Here is a 23586-nt window from a genome sequence, read left to right as displayed (position 1 = left end):
GGCGGTGCCTGGTTTCACGTGGTGGTGGTACGGGGTGCGGGCTCGTCGGCCAGGGCCGCGAACGCCGCGTCGATGAGCTGCGGGAGCGAGGCGGTCGGAGTCCTCGGGGTGGCCGAGGAGACCGGGGCGGCCGGGGCGGCCGGGGCGGCCGGGGTGACTGAGGTGTTCTCGCCGGGCGCGATCCAGAACCGCACGGCGGTGCCGAACGCCCCGACGGCCAGCGACACGGCCAGCGCCGGGCGCAGATCGCTTGCGGGGTCGAGGCCGAGGCGGCGGGCGACGATCGCCACCGACTCGGTTTCGGCCTCGTCCTGCACCCGCAGATAGGCGGGCAGCAGCGCCGGCTCCGCGTGGAGCAGGCGCAGCAGGTCGCGCGAGCGGGGCAGGCGGTGCCAGGCGGTGGGCTCCTCGCCCAGCCAGCTCCGCAGGGCCCGGTAGTAGGCCGTGAGCGGGGTCTCCTCGGCGGGGCGGTCGGCGAGCGCCGCGTTGATCCGCGCGAAGTCGGCGCGCAGGGCGTCGACGACGGCGTCCTCCTTCCCGGCGAAGTACCGGGAGAAGGTGCGGCGGGAGACGTCGGCACGGTCACTGATCGTCTCGACGGTGACCTGGTCGAGGCCGTGGGCGAGGACCAGGTCCACGGCGGCGTTCGCCATGGTCTCCCGGCTCTCCCTGACCTTGCGGGTCCGACGGCCCTGCTCGCTGCTCATACCGACGACTGTACTCCTCAAACTGTCCCAGTGGGACATATGACCCAATGGGACAGGCAGGAGATCGGGACGCCGGAGGGAAGGGGGCTGGGCGCGTGCCGTTCTTCGGCCAGATCGCGTTCCTGTCCGGCGGCCCCCCGCGTGCCATGGTGAGGAGCCCGCTGGTCCGTACCAGCCTCACCATCGATCCGAGGAGCCAGCGCCATGCGCACAACGGTCCTGCCGGGCGAGGGGAACAACGGAGAACCGGGCGAGGACGGCATGCCCACCCACCGGCTGCAGGTCCCGATGCCCAACGCGCTGCCCTTCGCCATCGGCACCTTCGACACCATCGGCCCCATGTCGCGCGCGCCCTTCCCGCACCGGCACACCTTCCACGAGATCGTCCACGTCACCGGCGGCACCGGCGGCCACGTCGTCGACCTGAGCCGATTCGCGCTGCGGCCACCGAACCTGTGCTTCATCACCCCCGGGCAGGTCCACCACTGGGAGGACGTCACCGGCCTGGAGGGACACGTCATCCTCTTCACCGACGACTTCCTCCTGGACCATCCCGCCGACCGGTACGTCCTGCGGACGCTCGCCCGGCGTTCCTGGCTGGACCTGTCCGCGGATGCCTCGGAGTGGACCGCGCGCCTGGTCGCCGAGATGGACGACGAGTACCGGTCGGGGGCCGACGGTTTCCAGAGCGTGCTGCGTGCCCTGCTGCACGTCCTGGTCGTACGGGCGGCCCGGCTTCCCGCGCCCCGTGCGGCGCCGGTGTCGCTCCTGCCGCCGCACGAGGGGGCGCCGCCCGTGCCGACGTACTCGCGGCCGGTGTCGGTGGCCGAGGAGTTCGTGACGCTGCTCGGCGCCTCGGAGGGCGCCCTGCAGTCGGTGCGGTCGTGCGCGGACCGCCTGGGCGTCTCGGTCAGCTACCTCAGCGAGGCGGTGAAGGCGTCCACCGGCCGCACGCCCGGCGAGCTGATCCGACAGACCCGGGTGCACGAGGCCAAACGCCTTCTGCTGCGCACGGAGTTGTCGGTCCGTCAGGTGGCGGGGCGGGTCGGGTTCGGGGATCCCGCGTACTTCTGCCGCTTCTTCCGGCGGGAGACCGGCGCGAGTCCGGGGGACTTCCGCCGAGGCACCGGCGATATTCACCACGACCACCGGCTCGAGTCCATCGCCGGGCCCTCTTCCCGCGCATAGCTTCATAGCCGATCCGGAACCCACCCATCCCTTGAGGCTCAGGAGGAGCGATGGACCACGAGATCGGCACCCCCACCGGGGACGGCCCGACGGGCGACGACGGCACGTCCGGCGGGGACGGCGCCCCCGCACCCGGTATCAACGGCAGCAGGGGCCCCAGCCGCAAGACCGTCCTCAGGGCCGCCGCCGCGATGGGCATGGCCGTGCCCGTGACCCTCATGGGCGTGCCCGCCCTGGCCCGCACCGCCGGCGCCCGCGGCGAACAGATCGAGGCGACCCCGACCTGCGACGACGGTGACGATCCGACGATCCCGCAGATGGAGGGACCGTACTTCAAGCCCAACTCCCCGCAGCGCACCTCGCTCGTCCAGCCCGGCACCCCGGGGGTGCGGCTCACCGTCACCGGCTATGTCTTCGGCCTCGCCTGCAAGCCGATCTCCCGGGTCCTGCTCGACTTCTGGCAGGCCGACACGTACGGGACGTACGACAACACGGGCTACCGCTTCCGGGGGCACCAGTTCACCGACGCGAACGGCGCGTTCAAGCTCACCACGATCGTGCCCGGCCTCTACCCCGGCCGCACCCGCCACCTGCACGTCAAGGTGCAGGCCCCCGGGCGTCCGATCCTGACGACGCAGCTCTACTTCCCCGGTGAGCCGCGCAACAACACGGACCCGATCTTCGACTCCCGGCTGCTCATGAACGTACGCTCCGTCGGCAACGCGAAGGAGGCGGACTTCGACTTCGTCCTGAACGTCCCGCAGTAGGCGACGTGGCGCGCGATACGGGCGGGGCGGCGTACAACCTTCGGTGCCCCTGGCAGGTCAAGTGACCGGCCGATGTGACCCCGTGGTGAACCACGCGTGAACCACCGGGAACAGCACTCACCGAGGGACCTAGGGAAACCGTATGCCACGCGCCAGCCGCAGAGTCCGTCTCACCATGCCCCTGATCGCCGCGTCCCTGCTGGTGAGCGGAGGCCTCTCGGCCTGGACGCTGGGCCAGGGCACCGCCCGCGCCGCCGCGCAGGACGCCGGGGCGGGCCGCCCGGGCTCCGCCGCCGGGGCGTCGGACGACTTCAACGGGGACGGCTACGCCGACCTGGTCGTCGGCGCCCCGGGCGGCACGGTCTCCGGCAAGGCGAAGGCCGGGTACGCCGTGGTGACGTACGGCTCCAGGAACGGTCTCGACCCGGCCCGCAAGAAGGTCGTCAGCCGTTCCACGAGCGGGGTGCCGGGCGCGGCCACGGCCAAGCAGGAGTTCGGCCGGCACGTCGCCAAGGGCGATCTGGACAAGGACGGTTACGCGGACGTGGTCATCGGCACCGGTGTCCGCGGCGGCGGCTCGGTGATCCTCTGGGGCTCCGCGAACGGCCTCACCGGCGGTACGAAGATCGACGCCTTCGGATTCGCCCCGCAGACGGGGGACTTCGACGGCGACGGCACCACCGACCTGGCCCTGTTCGACCTGATGGCCGTGCACGGCGACGACCCGTCCGCCCAGCCGGCCCGCCTGTGGAAGGGCCCCGTCACCCGCACCGGCACCCCGGCCGCCACTCTCGACTTCATGGACAAGTCGCAGTGGTGGAGCTACGAGAGCGACCAGCGCCCCTATCCCGGCTGCCGCGAGAAGCCCGAGATCTGCGTGGACGGGCCGCTCTCCGTGCAGGGCGGGGTGATCCCGCAGGCCGTCGGTGACATCAACGGCGACGGCCGCTCCGACATCGCCATCAACGACTACACCGGCGACGGCGGCTGGACCAACCGCATCCTGTACGGCAGCCCGACCGGCTTCAAGCGCGGTGACCCCACGGGGTTCAGGGGCGCGCTGGCCCTCGGCGACATCAACGGAGACGACTACGACGACCTGGTAGTCGGCGACAGCGACAACGACGAGACCGAGGTCAAGGTCAAGGTCGCCTACGGCTCGGCGGGCGGCCTCAAGCCGGACGTCCAGGAGTTCGACCAGGACCTGCCCGGCGTTCCCGGCGCCCAGGAGGAGGGCGACAGTTTCGGCAGCTCCGTCTCCGTCGCCGACGTGACGGGCGACGGCTACGCGGACATCGCGGTCGGTGTCACCGGCGAGGACGTCAGGACGGTCACCGACGCGGGCTCGGTCGTCCTGGTGCGCGGCAGCGCCGACGGTGTGACGGGTGCCGGCGCGCAGGCCTTCCACCAGGACACGGCGGGCATCCCCGGAGTCGCCGAGAAGGACGACCGGTTCGGGGCCGCCACGGCACTGGTCGACGTCACGGGCGACGGCCTCGCCGACCTCACGGCGTCCTCCGTCGCGGAGAACGAGCAGGCCGGCGCGTTGTGGTCGCTGCACGGCACGGCGACGGGCCTGACCGCGACGGGGTCGGTGGCCTTTGGCCCCAAGGACGTCGGGGCCCCCGACGCCGCGGCGCTCTTCGGGAGCAGGCTGCGCTAGGCGCGCGGCACGATCCGGATCCGTCCGTCCTGCGAGCGGGTCTCGCTCAGGCCGGGCGGATCAACTCCCAGGTGTCGACGGCGAAGTCGAGGGTCATGCCGTGCCGTTCGTACAGGGCGAGTGCGCCGCTGCTGTTGTCGGTGTCCACGCCCAGGCCGATGCGGTCGCGGCCCAGCGCCGCGTAGTGCCCGAAGGCGTGGCGCAGGAGATGGCCGCCGAGCCCGCGGCCGCGCGCCTCGGACAGGACGCCGATGTTGCCGATCCAGCCCGCCGACGCACGGTCGTTGTGGGTGCGCAGCACCGCGACATCGCCAAGACCTGCGACCCGGGCGACCCAGATCAGTGACCAGTCGACGCGCTCGGCGCCGATGTCGTCCAGCCACTGCGGGTAGGTGCGCGACCGGTGGTCGAAGTGCTCGGCGAAGGTCTCCTGGAGCAGGGCGTGGGCCCGCCTGCGGTCCTCCTCGGCGAGGCAGGCACGCAGCGTCACGCCCGGCGGCGCCACGGGCAACGGGTCTGCTTCCGGACCGATGTGACGCTCCATCACGTGGTAGCGGCGCACGGTGCGCCAGCCCCGCGCCCGCAGCGTCCGAGGGTCCGTGGTGGGGTCGAGGGTGAGGTGCAGGTGCACGACCGCGCGCGCCGCGCCGTTCGCCGCCGCCCGCTCGCCCGCACGGGCCTCCAGCAGGTCGAGCAGATGCTCGGCACCCGCCGGCCGGCCGGGCAGGACGTAGTGGTCGACGTCGATCCGCTCGCCGCCCGACTCGTCCCGCAGCAGCGCGTACCCGACGAGCAGGTCACCTTCGTACAGCAGCCAGGAGTCCCGCTCCAGGTCCACGGCGGGGTGCCCCAAGTCGGCCCTGACATCGGCCGGCGAGGTGTCGGCGCGGCCGATCTCCAGCTGATCGACTTCGTTGAGCAGCGCGCACACCGCGGCCGCGTCGTCGGGCGTCACCGACCGCACGGTCAGTCCTGCGGGCGGCTTCAGGGACGTGGTCATGGCACCACTGTCGAGTGGCGGAGGCCCTGGCCGCAACGGACTTTTCCCGGACAGGGGGCGAACCCGAACCCCGCCCGAAAGGGACTCGCCCCGCAAGGGAACCCGGCCCGGCCCGCGCCCCCGCGGCCGCTCCCCCGGCTCCCGGTCGCGCAGACACCGGTGAAGCCGCCCGCGAGGTGATCGGCGAGCGCGGCGAGGGCCGCGGCGGGCGGCAGGCCTGCCGGGTCCGCGCAGAGGTGGGCCGTCAGCCCCTCGCGCCCGGGTACCACGGCACCGTTCACGGGCGCGCGGCGAGCGCCGTGCCCCCCTCCCCCCCCGGCAGGCCGAGGAGCCGTGCGAGGCGCGCCCGTACTCACCGGTGATCCGCGGCGGGTCGGCCGCGTCGGGCGGCTCCAGGGCGACGGCACCGGTGCAGTGGCCGCGCAGGAGATCTCCCGCGTTCCGTGCGCCGGTTCACGCGCCGGTGCACCGCCGACCGCCCTCGGACACGTCTCCCGAGGCGGGGCTCCCGACCGCCCCGGGAAGGGGCGGCTCAGGCCAGTACGGCCCTGATCGTCTTGCCGCCCCGGTGGGCGCCCACGACCTCGAGGCGGTGGGAGAGCTGCCGCACCATCGCGAGGCCGCGCCCGCTCTCCCGGTCGATGCTGTACTTCTGGAACCGGGGGCGTTCGGGGCTCGCGTCGGTGACTTCGACGGTCACCCGGCCACCCGTCACCTCGACGCTCAGGCGGCAGGCGCTGTTCCCGTGCCGCACGGCGTTGGACACGAGCTCGGAGACGATCAGCGTCGCGTCGTCCACGCGCTCGGCGTCCACCTCGGTTTTTCGGCGCCGGGACCCGTGGAGGAACCCGGAGGCCAGCCTCCGTGCCCGGCCCGCCGACGCGGGCTCCCTCGGCAGCGCGTACTGCACACGTTCCGTGGGCCGATGGGCGCGCTGGTGCGCACGCATGGCAGCTCACTCCCCTCCCAGAAGACAAACCGGTGTCCACCCGCGATCAACGTCGCCACCGGGGCCGCTGCGTCAGGTGCGCGACCGGTCCTGCCCCACGGTGATGCCCTCACGGGTTGATCGCCAATCCGTCGGCCCCGTGCTTCCTTCGTCACACGTTGACCCTGACATCAACTTCAATCCAGACTGAGCCGTCGTGCGCCGGCGCTGACGCCCTGGCGCCGCGTCCGCCCCCTCCATGCCGGGAAAGGCCACTCATATGAACCCGACGCCCCGCGCCTTCAAGGACTACCAGGACGAGATCTACCTCAACGGCCTGGGCGGCGTCGTTCCCAAGTACCCCATGACGTACGCGGAGTTGGAGTCGCGCGCGCAGGCCGCGATGCCACCCTCCGTCGTGTCGTACGTCGCGGGCGGCGCGGGGGACGAGCGGACGCAGCACGCCAACGTCACCGCGTTCGACCACTGGGGCCTGATCCCACGCATGTTCGTGGGCGCGGCGGAGCGCGATCTGTCCGTCGACCTGTTCGGGATGACGCTGCCCTCTCCCCTGTTCATGGCACCCATCGGTGTACTCGGCATCTGCGCGCAGGACGGGCACGGCGATCTCGCGACGGCGCGGGCGGCAGCGCGGACCGGGGTGCCGATGGTCGCCTCCACGCTGTCCGCCGACCCGATGGAGGAGGTCGCCGCCGAGCTCGGCGATACGCCCGGCTTCTTCCAGCTGTACACGCCGACCGACCGCGCCCTCGCCGAGAGCCTGGTGCGCCGGGCGGAGAAGTCCGGGTTCAAGGCGATCGTCGTCACCCTGGACACCTGGATCACGGGGTGGCGCCCGCGCGACCTGAGCACCTCCAACTTCCCGCAGCTGCGCGGCCACTGCCTGGCCAACTACACCAGTGACCCGGTCTTCCGCGCCCGGCTGTCCACCACCCCCGAGCAGGACATGCAGTCGGCGGTCCTGCAGTGGGTACAGGTCTTCGGCAACCCCCTCACCTGGGACGACCTGCCGTGGCTGCGCTCGCTGACGTCGTTGCCGCTGATCGTGAAGGGCCTCGGCCACCCGGAGGACGTGCGCCGCGCCAGGGACGGCGGGGTGGACGGCGTCTACTGCTCCAACCACGGCGGCCGCCAGGCCAACGGCGGCCTGCCCGCGCTCGACATGCTCCCCGACGTCGTCGAGGCGGCCGACGGGCTGCCCGTCCTCTTCGACTCGGGGGTGCGCGGCGGCGCGGACATCGTCAAGGCCGTCGCGCTCGGCGCCACCGCGGTCGGCGTGGGCCGCCCGTACGCCTACGGGCTCGGCATCGGCGGGGCCGACGGCGTCACGCACGTGCTGCGCTCGCTCCTCGCCGAGGCCGACCTGCTCATGGCCGTCGACGGCTACCCGACCCTCGCGGACCTCACCCGGGAGGCGCTCCGGCGCGTGCGCTGACCGGGACCGATCACACCGAGTAGACACCTCTGCGTTTCATGTGAGACATTTATGTCTCATTCGAAATTGAGGTGTTACACCACATGACCCCGCAACGTGATTCACGGCGCTGGGCCGTCCTCGCGATCCTCTCCGGCAGTCTCCTGCTGATCGCCATGGACACCACGATCCTGAACGTCGCCTTCCCGTCCCTCGTCGCCGATCTGCGGCCCAGCTCCGTGCAGCAGCTGTGGATCATCGACATCTACGCCCTCGTGCTCTCCGGACTCCTCGTGACCGCGGGCGCGCTCGGCGACCGGTGGGGCCGCAAGCGGCTGCTCCTGATCGGCTTCGGCATCTTCGCGCTGGCCTCGCTGCTCGCCGTCTTCGCGACGGCCGCCTGGCAGGTCATCGCCGCCCGCGCGCTGCTCGGCGCGGGTGGCGCGGCGATCATGCCGGCCACCTTGTCGATCCTGCGGAACGTCTTCACCGACGCCCGCGAGCGCGCCCTGGCCTACGCGGTCTGGTCGGCCGTCTTCGGCGGCGGCATGGCGCTCGGCCCGGTCGTCGGCGGCCTGCTGGTCCAGCACGACGGCTGGCACTCCGCGTTCCTGATCAACATCCCCGTCGCCCTGCTGATCATCGCCCTCGGCGCGTGGATCCTGCCCGAGTCCCACCAGCCCCGCCAGGGACGCTGGGACTGGTGGGGCGTCGGCCAGTCCGTCGTCGGCATGCTCGCCCTCGCGGGCGGCATCAAGCAGCTCGGCAAGGGCGGCCCCGCCGACCCCGCGGCCTGGGCGCTCCTTGTCGTCGCCGCGGTCACGCTGACGGTCTTCGTCCGCCGCCAACTGCGTCTGGAACACCCGCTGCTGCGGGTGCGCCTCTTCGCCTCCCGCCCCTTCGCCATCGCCGCGGCCTCGATCTTCCTCGGCATGATCGCGCTGGGCTCGGCACTGTTCCTGATCACCCAGTGGTTCCAGTACGGGCAGGGCTACACCCCGCTGGAGGCGGGCGTCCGACTGCTGCCGGCGCCGCTGGGCCTGGTCCTCACCTCGCTGATCACCCCGGCGCTGATGCACCGCCTGCCGATCCGGCACGTCATGGGCGGCGGTCTGCTGCTCATGACGGCGGGGCTCGCCCTGCCGTGGCTGCTCCAGCTGTCGGGGCCGCTCGGCTACGGCGGGATCGCGGTGGCGCTCGCGGTGCTCGGCTGCGGCGTCGGCATCGCGACGACCGCCGCGTCCGTGACGCTGATGGCCGCCACTCCGGCCGAGGACGTCAGTGGTGCCGCGGCGGTCGAGGAGACCTGTTACGAACTGGGGGCCGCGATGGGCGTGGCCGTACTCGGCAGCATCGCCACCGCGCTGTACCGCGTGAACCTGCCCGACCTCGGCCTCACGGCGGACACCACGGCGGCCGTGAGCGACTCGATCGGCGAGGCGGCGCGGGTGGCCTCCGAGCTGACGGGACCGGCCGGTTCGGCACTGCTGGCCCGGGCCGGTGAGGCGTTCACCTCCGGGATGACGCCGACGTTCCTGATGGCGGCCGCGCTGCCGCTCGCGGCCGCGGTGCTCACCTGGGCGAAGATCCCCAAGGGGCTGCGCCCGACCGAGAACGCGCACTGACGCCCAACTGGCCGCACCCGCCACTCACTTCACGCCTATCATCTGTTCGGCCCCGGGTTCGCTCACGCGTGCGGTCCGGGGCCGACACATGCTCTTCAGTGAGAGGACAACGGGGAATTGAGTTCCATACGCAAGCGCGGCGCACGCAAGCGCCGCATGGCGATGGCCGGTGTGGGTGCCGCGGCGGCCATCGTCGCGGGCGTGCAGCTGTCGCCCGCCGCGTTCGGCACCGGTGACGACGACGGCAGGCCGACGGCCGCGGGGCAGCCCGCGACGGCCGACTTCGGCGCCTCCCGCACGGACGGCACGACGTTCAAGGACGGCGTCATGTCGCTGAAGTCGCAGCCCGAGGGGTTCTCGGCGAACGCCTCCGGGCGGGCCGCGGCCGCCGTGCCGCAGGGCGAGGGCTGGAAGTCGGGCGGCATGTCCAAGTACCTCGCCACCGGCTACACCATCAAGTTCTACGACAAGAAGTCCGTGGACTGGCTCGGCCCGTACGTGAAGAAGTCCGCCGCGGACCTCAAGCGCGTCACCACGCTGCCGGTGACCGTCGACACGAACCCCGTCGGCTGGGACTACACCCGCCCCAGGGGCGAAATCATCATCGGTGTACTGCACCACCCCTGCATCCCGCCGGCCGACGGCGGCTCCACCGGGTGGAAGGTCGTCCGTGACGGCTCCGGCATCAAGAACCTGAGCTGCGGCTTCTACTCCGCCTCCCTCGCCGACACGGTGACCAGCGGACACGCCTACATCGACGACGAGTTCTTCACCTCCGCGGGCAAGCCCGCCCCGGCCTGGGGCGAGCCCTACCTGCGCAACCACATCAGCCACGAGCTCGGGCACACGATGGGGCTCACGCACGCCAACCGCAGCGCGACGCGCGGGGACTGCGTCAAGGGCACCGACTCCGGACAGAGCCCGGTGATGTGCACCCCCGTCACCGCCTACACGGACAAGCGCGCGGGCACCTACGTCCAGCAGTACGACGTGCAGGGCCTGCGCCACCTGGCCCGCGGCGGCGGCGCCAAGGTGCCCCCGCAGGGCAAGGTGACGGGCATCGGCTCCAAGTGCCTGGACGTCAAGGGCGGCAAGGCCGCCAACGGCACCCAGGTCCAGCTGTACACCTGCAACAAGGGCCCGGGGCAGTCCTGGATCCTGCAGAAGGACGGCACCTTCCGCTCGCTCGGCAAGTGCCTGGACAACTACCGCAACGCGAGCACCAACGGCAACAAGATCAGCCTCTACGACTGCAACGGTGACGCGTCGCAGCGCTGGTCGGTCAATGCCAAGGGCCAGATCGTGCACGTCGCGTCCGGCAAGGTCCTCGACGTGACGGGCGGCTCGACCGCCAACAGCACGAAGGTCCAGCTGTACACGGCGAACACGAACAAGCGCCAGGTGTGGGTCACGCCCAAGTAGCCCACGGGGGCCGGGCGGGGACGATCGACTCGTCCCCGGCCGGCCCTCTTCGCATGTCACCCGCGGTACGGCCGGCGGCGCGGCGGCGGGCGCAGCGGCTACAGTCACCAGCGATCAGCACCGCCCACCCGGGAGAATCTCGCACCATGGCCGTCGACGAACTCGACACCCGCATCCTGCGGCTGCTCCTGGAACAGCCCCGCACCAGCCTGCGCGAGTACGCGCGCATCCTCGGCATCGCCCGCGGCACCCTGCAGGCGCGGCTCGACCGCATGGAGCGGGACGGTGTGATCACCGGCACGGGCCCGTTCCTCTCCCCCGCCGCGCTCGGCCACCCCGTGCTCGCCTTCGTCCACATCGAGGTCACCCAGGGGCACCTGGACGAGGTGGGGGACGCGCTCGCCGCCGTGCCCGAGATCATCGAGGCGCACTCGATCACGGGCGGCGGCGACCTGCTGACCCGGGTCGCGGCCCGCGACAACGGGCACCTGGAGGACGTCATCCAGGAGCTGATCAACCTGCCGGGCGTGGTGCGCACGCGGACCGAGATGGCGCTGCGCGAGCGGGTGCCGCACCGCCTGCTCCCGCTCGTCGAGTCGGTCGGCAGGTCGTCGGCCGGACCGGGATGACCTGGCCGTTTGGCATGCTGGAGGCATGAGCACCTTCGGCAGCACCGCGGTCGTCCTCGATCTCGACGGCACCCTCGTGGACAGCGAACCCCACTACTTCGAAGCGTCGCGGGCCCTGCTCGCCGACCGCACGGGCCGGGCGTACACCTGGGCCGACAACGAGCAGTACGTCGGCATCAGCTCCCACGAGACGCTCGCGCTGTGGAAGAAGGAGTACGGCATCGAGGCGTCGGTGGCCGAGCTGCTCGCCGATCTCGACCGCCGCTACCTGGCGCTGGCCCGCGCCGACACGCCCGTCTACCCGCAGATGCGCAAGCTCGTCGAGCACCTGCACGACGCGGGCGTGCCGATGGCCGTGGCGTCCGGGTCCTCCCGGGCCGCGATCGAGGCGATCCTGGCCGGCACGGGCCTGGACGCCCAGCTGACCACGTTCGTCTCGGCCGAGGAGGTCCCGCGCGGCAAGCCGGCGCCGGACGTGTTCCTCGCGGCGGCCGAGCTGCTCGGCGCGGAGCCCGCCGACTGCGTGGTCTTCGAGGACGCCGCCCCGGGCGTGCTGGCGGCGCGCGCGGCCGGGATGCGGTGCGTCGCGATCCCGTACGTCGCGGCCCACGCGGACGACGAGGCGTTCGCGTCGGCGGAGCTGCTGGTGCGGGGCGGCCAGCGCGAGTTCACGGCCCAGGCGGCCCTGGACGTGCTCACGTCCGGCCGCTGACCGCTCTTCCCCTCCCCCCCCGGCCGGCGGTGACAGGCCGCGCGTTCCCCGCTCAGGCCGCCCCGGCGACCCGCTCGGGGGTGAGCAGCTCCGCGAGCCGCTCCGCCGGCATCAGCCCCTTCTCCAGGACCAGCTCGGCGACGCCCCGGCCGGTGCTGAGCGCCTCCTGGGCGATCTCGGTGGCCGCGGTGTAGCCGATGTGCGGGTTGAGCGCGGTGACCAGGCCGATGGAGGTCTCCACCGAGGCGCGCAGCACCTCCGTGTTGGCGGTGATGCCCGCCACGCACCGCTCGGCGAGCGTGAGGCAGGCCGCGCGCAACGAGGTGATGCTCTTGGCGAGCGAGTGCAGGATGATCGGCTCGAACGCGTTGAGCTGGAGCTGGCCCGCCTCGGCGGCCATGGTGATGGTGACGTCGTTGCCGATGACCTCGAAGGCGACCTGGTTGACGACCTCGGGGATCACCGGGTTGACCTTGCCCGGCATGATGCTCGAACCGGCCTGCACCGGCGGCAGGTTGATCTCGTTGAGCCCCGCGCGCGGGCCCGACGACAGCAGCCGCAGGTCGTTGCAGCTCTTGGAGAGCTTGACCGCGATCCGCTTCAGGACGCCGGACAGGTGCACGAAGGCACCGCAGTCCTGCGTCGCCTCGACGAGGTTGGCCGCGGTCACCAGCGGCATGCCGGTGATGTCGGCGAGGTGGCGGCGGGCCGTCTCGGCGTACCCGGCGGGGGCGTTGAGGCCGGTGCCGATGGCGGTGGCGCCGAGGTTGATCTCGTGGATCAGCTCGACGGCCTCGGCGAGCCGCATGCGGTCCTCGTCGAGCATCACGGCGTACGCGGAGAACTCCTGGCCGAGCGTCATCGGCACCGCGTCCTGGAGCTGGGTGCGCCCCATCTTCAGGACCTCGCGGAACTCCAGGGCCTTCGCGGCGAACGCGTCCTGCACCACCGCCATCGCACGCAGCAGCCCGTGCACCGCGCTGACCGTCGCGACCTTCACGGCGGTCGGGTAGACGTCGTTGGTGGACTGGCTGAGGTTGACGTCCTCGTTGGGGTGCAGGTGCCCGTACGCGCCCTTGGGGTGGCCGAGGAGTTCGAGGGCGCGGTTGGCGACGACCTCGTTGGCGTTCATGTTGGTGGAGGTGCCTGCGCCGCCCTGGATGACGTCGACCACGAACTGGTCGTGCAGGTGTCCCGCGCGGATCTCCCGGCAGGCGGCGGCGATCGCGTCGGCCTTGGCCTTCGGGAGCAGCCCCAGCTCCTCGTTGGCGCGGGCGGCGGCCTCCTTGACGGCGGCGAGCGCGTCGATCAGCTGGGGGTACACGGAGATCGGGATGCCCGTGATGGGGAAGTTCTCCGTGGCGCGCAGGGAGTGGATCCCCCAGTAGGCGTCGGCGGGTACGTCACGGTCGCCGAGCAGGTCGTGCTCGCGGCGCGGGGCGCTGGTGGGCGCGGCGGTCATGGTGGTTCTCTTCCGGCAGACGTGCTGGGCGGTGCTGGGGTCCGGTCGGCGGACGGCTCAGGCGGCGCGGTCGGCGGCGGGGTCCGCCGGTTCGGCGACGATGCGGCGCAGAGCGGCCGTGCGCGCGCCCGGGTCGCCGGCCGAGAGCAGGGCGGCGAGGAGCGCGGTGCGGACCTGGCCCGCGCGCAGGGTGCCGGTGAGGACCGCGCCGGCGGCGGAGAGGTCGACGGCGCCGCCGTGCGTGTAGATCTCGGTGACGGGTCCCGCCTGGACGCGGGTGGTCAGGGCGACGACGACGCCCCGCTCGATGGCGGCGGTGACGGCGGCGACGAACTCGGGGGTGGCGTTGCCCGCGCCGGTGGCGACGAGCACGATGCCTGCGGCGCCCGCCTCGACCGCGGTCTCCAGGAACAGCGGGTCGGCGTCGACGTGGTGCATGACCATGTCGATGCGCGGCAGGGACCCGGTCGGCAGCTCCGCGGGAAGCGGCAGCGGCTCGGGGCGCGCCGGGCGGTGCAGGATCGAGACCTTGCCGAAGCCGACCTTGCCGACGGGCGGCCGGGACGGGTCGGCGAAGGCGTCGGCGGCCAGGGTCTGGGTCTTCACGGTGCCGCGCGCGGCGTGCACCTTGCCGTCGAAGACGACCAGGACGCCGAGGTCGCGCACGGTCGCGGCGGTGAGCAGCGCGTCGTAGAGGTTGCCGGGCCCGTCGCCGTCCTCGGCGCCGAGCGGCTTCTGCGCGCCGGTGAAGACGACCGGGCGCGGGTCGTCGTGGTGGAGGTCGAGGAGGAACGCGGACTCCTCCAGGGTGTCCGTGCCGTGGGTGACGACGATGCCGTCGACGCCGGGGTCGGCGAACACCTCGCGCACGGTGCGCAGCAGGGTGACCTGCTGCGCGGAGGTCAGGCGGGGGCTGTTCACGTTGAACAGGTCGATGACCTCGGAGCGTATGCCGTGGGGTATCGAAGCCGTGGCGAGCACCTCGCGACCCGGGGCGTCGGCGGCGAAACCGGTGCCCTGCCAGCGGCTGGCGATGGTCCCGCCGGTGCTGATGACGACGACGCGGCGCGCGTGTGTTTCCACGACCTTGTACCTCCCAGGGATCCCGAGGAACTCCAGCCCCCTGAGCAGTGGGCAGCCTCGACGCAAGGATAGATCGAACATCGCGCAATGTGCTTGCCAAGAATCGATCCATCCGCAACACAAGTGGTCAATAATTGCGTCATGGACGACATCGATCGCAATATCTTGCGCGAACTGCAGAACGACGGCCGCCTGACCAATCAAGAGCTGGCCGCCCGGGTCGGCCTCAGCGCGTCGCCGTGCATGCGCCGGGTGCGCCAGCTGGAGCTGGACGGCGTGATCCAGGGGTACCGCGCGGTCGTCGCCCCCGAGGCCGTCGGCCGGGGCTTCGAAGTGCTCGTCTCCATCGAGGTGCGGCGCGACCGCGGGACGGTCGAGGCGTTCGAGGCGGCCCTGCAGGACATTCCGGACGTCATCGAGGCGCACCGCCTGTTCGGCAGCCCCGGCTGCCTGCTGCGCATCGCCGTCGCCGACCTCGCCGCGTACGAGCGCCTCTGGATCGAACGGCTCACGGCCCTCGCCGGAGTCACCGAGGTCAACTCGCAGATCATCATGAAACGGATCAAGGAGCCACAGGGCCTGCCGGTGGACGACTGAGCCGCGGCCCGGGCTCCATCGGCACACCAACTCCCCTTTGGTACAGACCTATTGACGACTGGTCTGGTCCAGCCTAAGTTGACGCACCGCACCAGGCACGTCTCCAGGTCCCCCACCGCACCCAGGGAGCACAGTGTGATCGGTCGGACGGTACGCCTGCTGGGGTCCGCCCTGGCACTGATCTGTTGCGCACAGCTGCCGGCCGCCGCGGCCGCAGCCGATCCCCCCGCCCCCAAGGCCGACACCTGCGCGATCAAGGCGAAGCCCGCGGGCAAGGTCCTCCAGGGGTACTGGGAGAACTGGGACGGCGCGTCCAACGGCGTGCACCCGCCGTTCGGCTGGACCCCGATCACCGACCCCCGCATGCGCGAGCACGGCTACAACGTGATCAACGCGGCCTTCCCCGTGATCCGCTCCGACGGCACCGTGCTGTGGGAGGACGGCATGGACGCGACGGTGAAGGTCGCCACGCCCGCCGAGATGTGCCAGGCCAAGGCCGACGGCGCCACCATCCTGATGTCCATCGGCGGCGCGGCGGCCGGGATCGACCTGAGCTCCAGCAAGGTCGCCGACCGCTTCGTCGAGACGATCGTGCCGATCCTGAAGAAGTACAACTTCGACGGGATCGACATCGACATCGAGACCGGCCTCGTGGGCAGCGGCAACATCAACCAGTTGTCGCCCTCGCAGTCCAACCTCATCCGCATCATCGACGGCGTGCTCGCCAAGATGCCCGCGGGCTTCGGCCTGACGATGGCCCCGGAGACCGCGTACGTCACCGGCGGCAGCGTCGTGTACGGCTCGATCTGGGGTGCCTACCTCCCCGTCATCAAGAAGTACGCCGACAACGGCCGCCTGTGGTGGCTCAACATGCAGTACTACAACGGAAGCATGTACGGCTGCTCCGGCGACTCCTACTCCGCCGGTACCGTCCAGGGCTTCACCGCCCAGACCGACTGCCTGAACAAGGGCCTGGTCATCCAGGGGACCACCATCAAGGTCCCCTACGACAAGCAGGTCCCGGGCCTCCCCGCCCAGCCGGGAGCCGGCGGCGGCTACATGTCCCCGAGCCTGGTGGCCCAGGCCTGGAACACGTACAACGGCGCACTGAAGGGCCTGATGACCTGGTCCATCAACTGGGACGGGTCGAAGGGCTGGACCTTCGGCGACAACTTCAAGCGGATCGCCCGGTAGAGGGCGCACCCGTGCGGCGGGACCACTCAGCCCCGCCGGAAGACGGCGACCGTGCGCCCGGGGACGGTGAAGGTACCCGAACTCCTCTCGTACGCCGATGACTTGACCTTCTGGTCGGCGCCCGAGGCCTGCACCGGATGCAGGGCGTACCGGGCGCCCTCGACGGCGGCGACGTGCTGGCGCCGCGCCCCCGGGCTCGCGTTGATCACGATCACGAGGTCGCCGAGCTTCATGGTGATGACCCCGGGCACCTCTCCCTCGGTGCCGGACAGCGGGAAGGAGAGCGCCGACTGGACCTGTCCGGCCGTGGCGAGGGAGAACTCCGGCTCGCTCGTCCGTATCCTCAGCAGGTCCTGGTACGCGGACGACGCCCCCTCGATCTCCGCGCAGCCGGGCGTCAGCGCCGCCGCGGACGCCAGCAGGGGCTTGGCGTAGGGCCACTTGTCCTTGTTGTCGGCCGCCGGCGGCAGCCCGCGCCCGAAGCCGTTGCCCGCGCGGCAGTCCCAGTGAATGGCGTTGAACCAGTCGCCGCTGTCGTAGGAGTTGCGGTCCAGGGACTTGGAGCGCAGCAGGTCCGTGCCCGCCTGGGAGAGCGCGGGCCCCTGGGAGAGCGAGGCGGTGGCCATCGCGAGGACCTGCATCCGGGCCCGGTCGGCCGCCGAGGTGCCCGCGGGCAGCTTGAAGGCGAGCGCGTCGTACAGCGATTCGTTGTCGTGTGCGTCGGCGTAGGAGAGGGCGTCGCCAGGAACCTTCGCGTATCCGGCCGGGGCGCCGTTGTAGTCGACCTGCGCGCCCGTGACCCTGCGGCCGGCGGAGTCCTTGAAGGTGAAGCCGGCGAGGTGGCCCGCGAGGCCGACCTTGATGAGGTCCTGGTAGTGCAGGAGCCGCGCTTTCTGCTCGACCGGCGTGCCGTTCGCCTTCGAGGAGTTGGGGTCGGTGTACAGGCCGGTGGCGAAGCCCTGCACGCCCGGGTCCGCGTCGAAGGGGCCGCCGCCGCGCAGGGCGTCGCGGGAGCGGTCGGAGAAGGTCGCGACGCCGGTGCCCGCCATGTTCTTCTGGGTGGCCTGGACGAAGCGGGCGTCGTCGGCGACCTCGCCGAAGTTCCATCCCTCGCCGTACAGGACGATGTCCTTGCCGTCGACGCCGTTCTTCGCCACGGTCAGCGCGTCGAGGGCCTTGCGGACGGCGACGATGTTGGCCTTGGGGTGGTGTCCCATCAGGTCGAAGCGGAAGCCGTCGACCTTGTACTCCCTGGCCCAGGTGACGATCGAGTCGACGACGAGCTTGCCCATCATGGTGTTCTCGGGGGCCGTGTTGGCGCAGCACGTGGAGGTGGCGACCGTGCCGTCGGCGTCCAGGCGCTGGTAGTAGCCGGGCACGATCTTGTCGAGGACGGACTTGCCGGCCTGGCCGCTCGCGACGGTGTGGTTGTAGACGACGTCCATCACCGCGCGCAGGCCGGAGCCGTTCAGCCCCTGCACCATCCTGCGGAACTCGACCGTGCGACGGGTGCCTTCGGGGTCGCTCGCGTACGAACCCTCCGGCACGGTGTGGTGCAAGGGGTCGTAGCCCCAGTTGTAGGCATCCTTGCCCGCGCTCTTGGACACGCACGCCTGCTGTTCTTCGGAGTCGGGGGCATAGGACGCCAAGTCGCAGTCGGGGCCGTCCTGTCCGGAGGCGCGCTCGGGGATGGTGCCGATGTCGAAGGCCGGCAGCAGGTGCACGTACGAGGTGCCCGAGCGGGCGAGGCGGCGCAGGTGCCGCATGCCGTCGGACGTCTTGTCGGCGAACGCCAGGTACTGGCCGGGGTGGTCCGAGGTGCGGTCCTCGACGGAGAAGTCCCGGATGTGCAGCTCCTGGATCTGCGCGTCGCGCAGGGGCGTCGCCCTCGGCTTGCGCAGGCCGGCCCAGCCCTTCGGCGCGAGCTCCGGGTCCGCCAGGTCGACGGCGAGGCTGCGCGCGGAGTCGGCGCTCAGGGCGGTCGAGTAGGGGTCGGTGACCTTGTTGGTGACGACCTTCCGGACGCTCGGCGCCCACACCTTGACGGCGTACCGGTAGGCCTTCCCCCGCCAGCTCCGGGGCCCGGTCACCGACCACACGCCGGAGGCGCGGTCGCGGCGCATCACCACGGTGCGGCCGCCGATGTCCAGGGCGACGCGCTGCGCGGTGGGGGCCCAGACGGCGAGCGTGGTACCGCCGTGCCCGAACCGCGGGCCGAGCGTGGCCTTGCCCGCGGCGGCTCCGTACAGGTCGTCGAGGACGCCCTGGGTCTGTACGCCGGTGGCGGCGCGCAGGGTGCCGTCGGCGGAGCGCCCGGTGGCGACGAGCTGGCCGGTGAGGGCGGCGCGGACCCGGTCGCGGTCCCGGTGGTCCACGGTGAAGGCGGCGTAGCCCTTGAGGTGCGGGAACCTGGCCCGCTGCGCCGCGGTGAGACCGCCGTCGACCGGGGTGAGCCGCAGCCGGTGGGCCGTACCGCTGACGTCGCCGCCTTTGACGGTGAGGCCGCCCCGGGGCGCGTACAGCAGCTCGTGCGCCGTGCCCGTACCGGTGTCCCAGGCGAGGGTGGACCGGTCGATCCACTGGGCCCGCGCCTTCGACAGGTCGAGCCCGTCGGCCGGGTCGGCCGCGGCGGACGGCTGTGACGGGGCGAGCGGCACGGCGCTCGCCGTCGCGGTCAGGGGCGCGGTCACGGCCAGCAGGGCGAGTGCCACGGCCACGGCGGTACGGCGCGGGGAGCCGGTCACGGGGGTTTCTCCTTGAGGGGTGACGAGAGGGGTACGGCCGCCCGGCGCGGGGACAGGGATGGGCCGGGCGGCCGGTCATGAGGGGAGCCGGTCAGCAGCTCCGCGCCCCGGCGTGCAGCGCGAGGGCGGTGTTCGGGGCGACGGAGGCGGTGAACCGGCCCGAACCGTCCACGGCGACGCTCCGGCCGCTCTGCACGTCGCAGTACGCGCCCGCCGCCAGGGAGGACTGGAAGGTGCGGTTGACGGCGGAGCCCTCGTGGTTGACGACGACGTACGCCTTGTCGCCCCGGCCGAAGGCGATGGCGTCGCTGCCGTTGTCCCACCAGTTCGTGACCGGCGTGCCGCTCGCGGCGTTGCGGAACTTGACCATGGCGCGGATCTCCGGCCAGGCGTGCTGACACTTCCAGCCGTCCTGGTAACAGGCCTTCACCTGGCCGCCGTTGGGTGATCCGGCGTCGGCGTCGCCGAACTCGTAGCCGGAGTGGACGTCCGGCGAGCCGTAGGGCCAGGCCAGCATGAAGACGTGCGCGAGGGTGTGGTTCGCGCCGTCCTTGTAGCTGAGGGTCTGGCCGTGCCGCTCGGTGTCGTGGTTGGCGACGAGGACCGCGGCCGAGCCGCTCGGCAGATACCCCCAGCCCTCGCCGAAGTTCTTGAGGTAGGCAAGCTTCTCGTCGGTGAAGACCCGCTTCAGGTCCCAGGCGTAGCGGAACTCCTGCACGTCCCCGGTGGCCGTGTACTCGCCCGGGGAGACCGTCTCCCCCGCGCCGTACAGCGTCTCCTGCTTCCAGTACACGCCGGGGTCGCTCAGCCGCGACTTGATGTTCTTCAGGTCGTCCACGGGGATGTGCTTGGCCGCGTCGACGCGGAAGCCGTCCACGCCCAGCGACAGCAGGTCGTCGAGGTAGGCGGCGATGCGCCCGCGCACGTACTCCTCGCCGGTGTCCAGGTCGGCCAGGCCGCCCAGTTCGCAGTGCTGGACGTTCCAGCGGTCCTGGTAGTTGCCGATGGCGGACGTGCAGTCGTTCATGTCCGCGGCGGAGTACGTGCCCGGGTAGTCGTACTTGGTGAAGCGGGAGCCCGCGGAGCCGGTGCCGGAGGCGTTGGTCATGTGGTTGATGACCGCGTCGGCGACGACCTTCACCCCGGCCGAGTGGCAGGTGTCGACCATGTCCTTGAACGCGGCGCGGTCACCGAGACGGCTGCCGATCCTGTAGCTGACGGGCTGGTAGGCGGCCCACCACGCGTCGCCCTGGATGCGCTCCTGGGGCGGGGAGACCTGGACGTATCCGTAGCCGTCCGGGCCGAGCCGGTCCGTGCAGGCCTTGGCGACCGACCGGAAGTTCCACTCGAAGAGGACGGCGGTGACGTCCTTGCCGCCGGGCGGGGCGGCCTGGGCCGCCGGCGCCCCGCCCACGACGCTGCCCGCGAAGCCCGCCAGCAGGGCGAGCGCGGTCGCGACGGATCTGCGGTGCTTGCCGGTCCGGTCTGTCATCGGTACCTCCTGCGCGTTGAAGGAGCTTTCAGCAAGTCATCACAACTTGTTGCGAGTTGGACCGTAGGGCGCCCCAAGGACTTGGTCAACCCTCTGGACACCGGCCGGAAATCCTGGGGAAACGCGGGGCCTGAAGCCGTCCGCAAGAGATTGCAGCGATGCTGGTTTCAGCGGCGCGCCTGGGCCGTGGACCCGCGGACGACCAGCTCGGGCCGGAAGACGAACTCCGTGCGCTGCACGGGGTTCCCGTCGATCTCCTCCAGAAGGGCGCCCACCGCCGCGGTCGCCATGGCCTGCACCGGCTGACGCACCGTGGTCAGCGGCGGATCGGTGAAGGCGATGAGCTGCGAGTCGTCGAACCCGACCACGGAGACGTCGCCGGGCACCGCGAGCCCGCGCTCGCGCACCGTCCGGACGGCGCCGAGCGCCATCAGGTCGCTGCCGCAGACCATCGCCGTGCACCCGAGGTCCAGCAGGGCACCGGCCGCGGCCTGGCCGCCCTCGACCGTGAACAGCGTCCGCTGCACGAGCCGTTCGGCCTCTGTCGCGGTCAGGCCGAGCATGCTGTGCAGCGCCGCCGCGAAGCCCTCCGCCTTGCGCCGCGAGGGCACGTACCGCGTCGGGCCGACGGCAAGGCCGATCCGCTCGTGCCCCAGCTCCACGAGGTGGCGGACCGCCATGTGGACGGCCGCGCGGTCGTCGGGTGAGACGAAGGACACCGGGATGTCCTCGTGGTAGCCGTTGACCAGGACGAACGGGACCTTGCGGCGGGCCAGTTCGCGGTAGCGGGTGGGGTCGGCGGTCGTGTCGGCGTGCAACCCCGACAGGAAGATGATGCCGCTGACCCCGCGGTCCTCCAGCTGCTCCACCAGCTCGTCCTCGGTGGCGCCGCCCGGCATCTGGGTGCAGAGCATCGGGGTGTAGCCGTGCCCCGCGAGCACCTGCTCGATGACCTGCGCGAACGCGGGGAAGATCGGGTTGGTGAGCTCGGGGATGACCAGGCCCACCAGTCCGGCGCTGCGCCTCCTCAGCCGGACGGGCCGCTCGTACCCGAGGACGTCCAGGGCGGCGAGCACCCGGCGCCTGGTGCCCGCCGCGACCCCCGCCTTGCCGTTGAGCACCCGGCTGGCGGTGGCCTCGCTGACGCCGGCCTGGGCCGCGATGTCCAGGAGCCGCGGGGCGCCCCGGTGCGCGTCCCGCGGCCCGGCGGGGAGTGTCACACCGCCCACCAGACGGTGGTGTCCGCGGGCAGCCGCACGGTTCCCGCCACGGTCTCCACCGGCTCGGCGGCGAGCAGGACACGGCCGGGTGCGGGGATCCGTACGTCCTCGCCGGTGGTGTTCACGGTGCACACGAAGCCCTCGCGGGCGAAGGCGAGCACGCCGTCGGGGGCGTCCAGCCACTCGATGGCGCCGCCCGCGCCGAGCCCTGGTTCCGCGCGGCGCACGGCGAGCGCGTCACGGTACAGCTCCAGGGTCGAGCCGGGGTCCCCGGTCTGGGCCTGCACGCTCAGCGCGCCCCACCCGGCGGGCTGCGGCAGCCAGCTGCCGCCCGTGCCGAAGCCGTACGACGGGCCGTCGGTGGTCCACGGGATGGGCACCCGGCAGCCGTCCCGGAACCCGTCCTGGCCGTCGGCCCGGTGGAAGGAGGGGTCCTGACGCGCCTCGTCGGGCAGGTCGGTGACGTCGGGCAGACCCAGTTCCTCGCCCTGGTAGAGGTAGGCGGAACCGGGCAGCGCCAGCATCAGCAGGGTCGCGGCACGGGCGCGGCGCAGGCCGAGCTCGCGGTCGCCCGCGGTCCGCAACTGCGTGCCGAGGCCCGGCGGGTTGGCGAGCCGCGTGGCGTGCCGGGTCACGTCGTGGTTGGAGAGCACCCAGGTGGCGGGGGCGCCCACGGGCCGCATCGCGGCCAGCGACACGTCGATGACCCCGCGCAGTTCGGCGGCGTCCCACGAGGTGCCCAGGTACTGGAAGTTGAAGGCCTGGTGCATCTCGTCGGGGCGCACGTAGTGGGCGGAGCGCTCGACGGTCGGCGTCCACGCCTCGGCGACGAGGATGCGCTCGCCCTCGTACTCCTCGAGTACCTCGCGCCAGCTGCGGTAGATCGCGTGCACGCCGTCCTGGTCGAAGAACGGCATGACGTCGTTGCCGAGCAGCTTGAGCTGGTCGCGGCTGCCGATGTCGGGCAGGCCGTGCTCCTTGACGAGGCCGTGGGCCACGTCGACCCGGAAGCCGTCGACACCCATGTCGAGCCAGAAGCGCAGGATCGAGCGGAACTCGTCGTGGACGGCCGGGTGTTCCCAGTTGAAGTCGGGCTGTTCGGGCGCGAAGAGGTGGAGGTACCACTCGCCGTCATCGACGCGGGTCCAGGCGGGGCCGCCGAAGATGGACTCCCAGTCGTTGGGCGGGAGTTCGCCGTCGGCGCCCTGGCCGGGGCGGAAGTGGTAGCGCTCCCGGAGCGGGGACCCCGGGCCCTCGCGCAGCGCGCGCCGGAACCAGTCGTGCCGGTCCGATGAGTGGTTGGGCACGAGGTCCACGAGGATGCGCAGGCCGAGTTCGTGGGCGTCGCGGATGACCGCGTCGGCGTCCAGGAGGTTGCCGAACATCGGGTCGATGGCGCGGTAGTCGGCGACGTCGTAGCCGGCGTCGGCCTGCGGCGACGCGTAGAAGGGGGAGAGCCAGACGGCGTCGACGCCGAGGTCCCTGAGGTACGGCAGCCGGCTGCGGATGCCCCGCAGGTCCCCCATGCCGTCGCCGTCGCCGTCGGCGAAGCTGCGCGGGTACACCTGGTAGATCACCGCGTCGCGCCACCAGTCCGTGCGCGTCTCGGCGGTGGGGGCGGCAGGGGCGGCGAGGTGCTGGGTCATGTCTTCCCTGGGGATCGAGTGTGGTGGGGGCGGCGCCGGACGGTGTCGGTCCGGCGCCGCCGACGTGCGTGC

The 23586-nt window shown here is 72.0% G+C and carries 17 protein-coding genes and 2 pseudogenes; 10 read left to right on the top strand and 9 right to left on the bottom strand.

All coding sequences use genetic code 11. From position 1 onward, the window contains the following. Nucleotides 1-14: 14 nt before the first annotated feature. Complete coding sequence (locus ACZ592_RS00550; RefSeq protein WP_471579265.1) at nt 15-707, bottom strand: TetR family transcriptional regulator; 693 nt, start codon at nt 705-707, stop codon at nt 15-17. Nucleotides 708-911: 204 nt separating this feature from the next. Between ACZ592_RS00550 and ACZ592_RS00545 the strand changes: the two genes are divergently transcribed. The 3 genes and pseudogenes from ACZ592_RS00545 to ACZ592_RS00535 all read left to right on the top strand — a co-directional run bounded on the left by ACZ592_RS00545 (nt 912) and on the right by ACZ592_RS00535 (nt 4325). Next, nucleotides 912-1895, top strand: coding sequence for an AraC family transcriptional regulator (locus ACZ592_RS00545; RefSeq protein ID WP_471579264.1), 984 nt, complete (start codon nt 912-914; stop codon nt 1893-1895). Between the two features lie 50 nt (nt 1896-1945). Then, nucleotides 1946-2659, top strand: a pseudogene (locus ACZ592_RS00540) (dioxygenase family protein); the annotation flags it as partial. A gap of 145 nt (nt 2660-2804) precedes the next feature. After that, nucleotides 2805-4325 (top strand): hypothetical protein, encoded by a 1521-nt coding sequence (locus ACZ592_RS00535; protein ID WP_471579263.1) that lies wholly within the window; start codon nt 2805-2807, stop codon nt 4323-4325. A 46-nt stretch (nt 4326-4371) separates the two neighbouring features. On the opposite strand, the gene ACZ592_RS00530 is transcribed toward ACZ592_RS00535, so the two are convergent. Together ACZ592_RS00530 and ACZ592_RS00525 are read right to left on the bottom strand one after the other, a co-directional pair. Next, complete coding sequence (locus ACZ592_RS00530) at nt 4372-5325, bottom strand: GNAT family N-acetyltransferase (protein WP_471579262.1); 954 nt, start codon at nt 5323-5325, stop codon at nt 4372-4374. Between the two features lie 532 nt (nt 5326-5857). Continuing rightward, complete coding sequence (locus tag ACZ592_RS00525; RefSeq protein ID WP_471579261.1) at nt 5858-6274, bottom strand: ATP-binding protein; 417 nt, start codon at nt 6272-6274, stop codon at nt 5858-5860. A 259-nt stretch (nt 6275-6533) separates the two neighbouring features. Here ACZ592_RS00525 and ACZ592_RS00520 point away from each other — a divergent pair, with 259 nt between their 5' ends. From ACZ592_RS00520 to ACZ592_RS00500, 5 genes are all read left to right on the top strand, one after another. Further along, nucleotides 6534-7709: an alpha-hydroxy-acid oxidizing protein gene (locus ACZ592_RS00520; RefSeq protein ID WP_471579260.1), complete on the top strand. Its 1176-nt coding sequence runs from the start codon at nt 6534-6536 to the stop codon at nt 7707-7709. A gap of 83 nt (nt 7710-7792) precedes the next feature. Beyond that, a complete protein-coding gene (locus ACZ592_RS00515) occupies nt 7793-9313 on the top strand; it encodes an MFS transporter (RefSeq protein WP_471579259.1) in 1521 nt (506 codons plus the stop codon). Nucleotides 9314-9430: 117 nt separating this feature from the next. Next, entirely contained in the window at nt 9431-10735 is a 1305-nt protein-coding gene (locus ACZ592_RS00510) for a ricin-type beta-trefoil lectin domain protein (RefSeq protein ID WP_471579258.1), read from the top strand. 146 nt (nt 10736-10881) lie between these two features. Beyond that, nucleotides 10882-11364 carry an Lrp/AsnC family transcriptional regulator gene (locus ACZ592_RS00505; RefSeq protein ID WP_471579257.1) on the top strand — a complete coding sequence of 161 codons (483 nt, stop codon included), beginning with the start codon at nt 10882-10884 and terminating at the stop codon, nt 11362-11364. A 25-nt stretch (nt 11365-11389) separates the two neighbouring features. After that, a complete protein-coding gene (locus tag ACZ592_RS00500) occupies nt 11390-12076 on the top strand; it encodes an HAD family hydrolase (RefSeq protein ID WP_471579256.1) in 687 nt (228 codons plus the stop codon). A 52-nt stretch (nt 12077-12128) separates the two neighbouring features. Here ACZ592_RS00500 and aspA read toward each other — a convergent pair whose 3' ends face one another. After that, a complete protein-coding gene (gene aspA / locus ACZ592_RS00495) occupies nt 12129-13538 on the bottom strand; it encodes an aspartate ammonia-lyase (protein ID WP_471579255.1) in 1410 nt (469 codons plus the stop codon). A 57-nt stretch (nt 13539-13595) separates the two neighbouring features. Further along, nucleotides 13596-14621 carry an asparaginase gene (locus ACZ592_RS00490; protein ID WP_471579254.1) on the bottom strand — a complete coding sequence of 342 codons (1026 nt, stop codon included), beginning with the start codon at nt 14619-14621 and terminating at the stop codon, nt 13596-13598. Between the two features lie 141 nt (nt 14622-14762). Here ACZ592_RS00490 and ACZ592_RS00485 point away from each other — a divergent pair, with 141 nt between their 5' ends. Both ACZ592_RS00485 and ACZ592_RS00480 read left to right on the top strand, forming a co-directional pair. Then, nucleotides 14763-15218 carry an Lrp/AsnC family transcriptional regulator gene (locus ACZ592_RS00485; RefSeq protein WP_471579253.1) on the top strand — a complete coding sequence of 152 codons (456 nt, stop codon included), beginning with the start codon at nt 14763-14765 and terminating at the stop codon, nt 15216-15218. 135 nt (nt 15219-15353) lie between these two features. Further along, nucleotides 15354-16412 (top strand): chitinase, encoded by a 1059-nt coding sequence (locus tag ACZ592_RS00480; RefSeq protein WP_471579252.1) that lies wholly within the window; start codon nt 15354-15356, stop codon nt 16410-16412. A gap of 26 nt (nt 16413-16438) precedes the next feature. Here the strand turns inward: ACZ592_RS00480 and pulA are convergent, their stop codons facing one another. The 4 genes and pseudogenes from pulA to ACZ592_RS00460 form a co-directional block, all read right to left on the bottom strand. Then, entirely contained in the window at nt 16439-19156 is a 2718-nt protein-coding gene (gene pulA, locus ACZ592_RS00475) for a pullulanase-type alpha-1,6-glucosidase (protein ID WP_471579251.1), read from the bottom strand. A gap of 94 nt (nt 19157-19250) precedes the next feature. After that, nucleotides 19251-20648, bottom strand: a pseudogene (locus tag ACZ592_RS00470) (alpha-amylase); the annotation flags it as partial. A gap of 167 nt (nt 20649-20815) precedes the next feature. Beyond that, on the bottom strand, nt 20816-21877 hold the full coding sequence (locus tag ACZ592_RS00465) for a LacI family DNA-binding transcriptional regulator (protein ID WP_471579250.1): 1062 nt from the start codon (nt 21875-21877) through the stop codon (nt 20816-20818). Further along, the gene (locus ACZ592_RS00460; RefSeq protein WP_471579249.1) at nt 21865-23514 is read right to left on the bottom strand and encodes a glycoside hydrolase family 13 protein; all 1650 of its coding nucleotides are present in this window, start codon (nt 23512-23514) and stop codon (nt 21865-21867) included. The genes ACZ592_RS00465 and ACZ592_RS00460 overlap by 13 nt, the downstream gene beginning before the upstream one ends. Nucleotides 23515-23586 lie beyond the last annotated feature (72 nt).

Source organism: Streptomyces sp. NPDC040622 (assembly GCF_055593965.1).
This window is presented reverse-complemented; position numbering and strand designations above follow the sequence as displayed.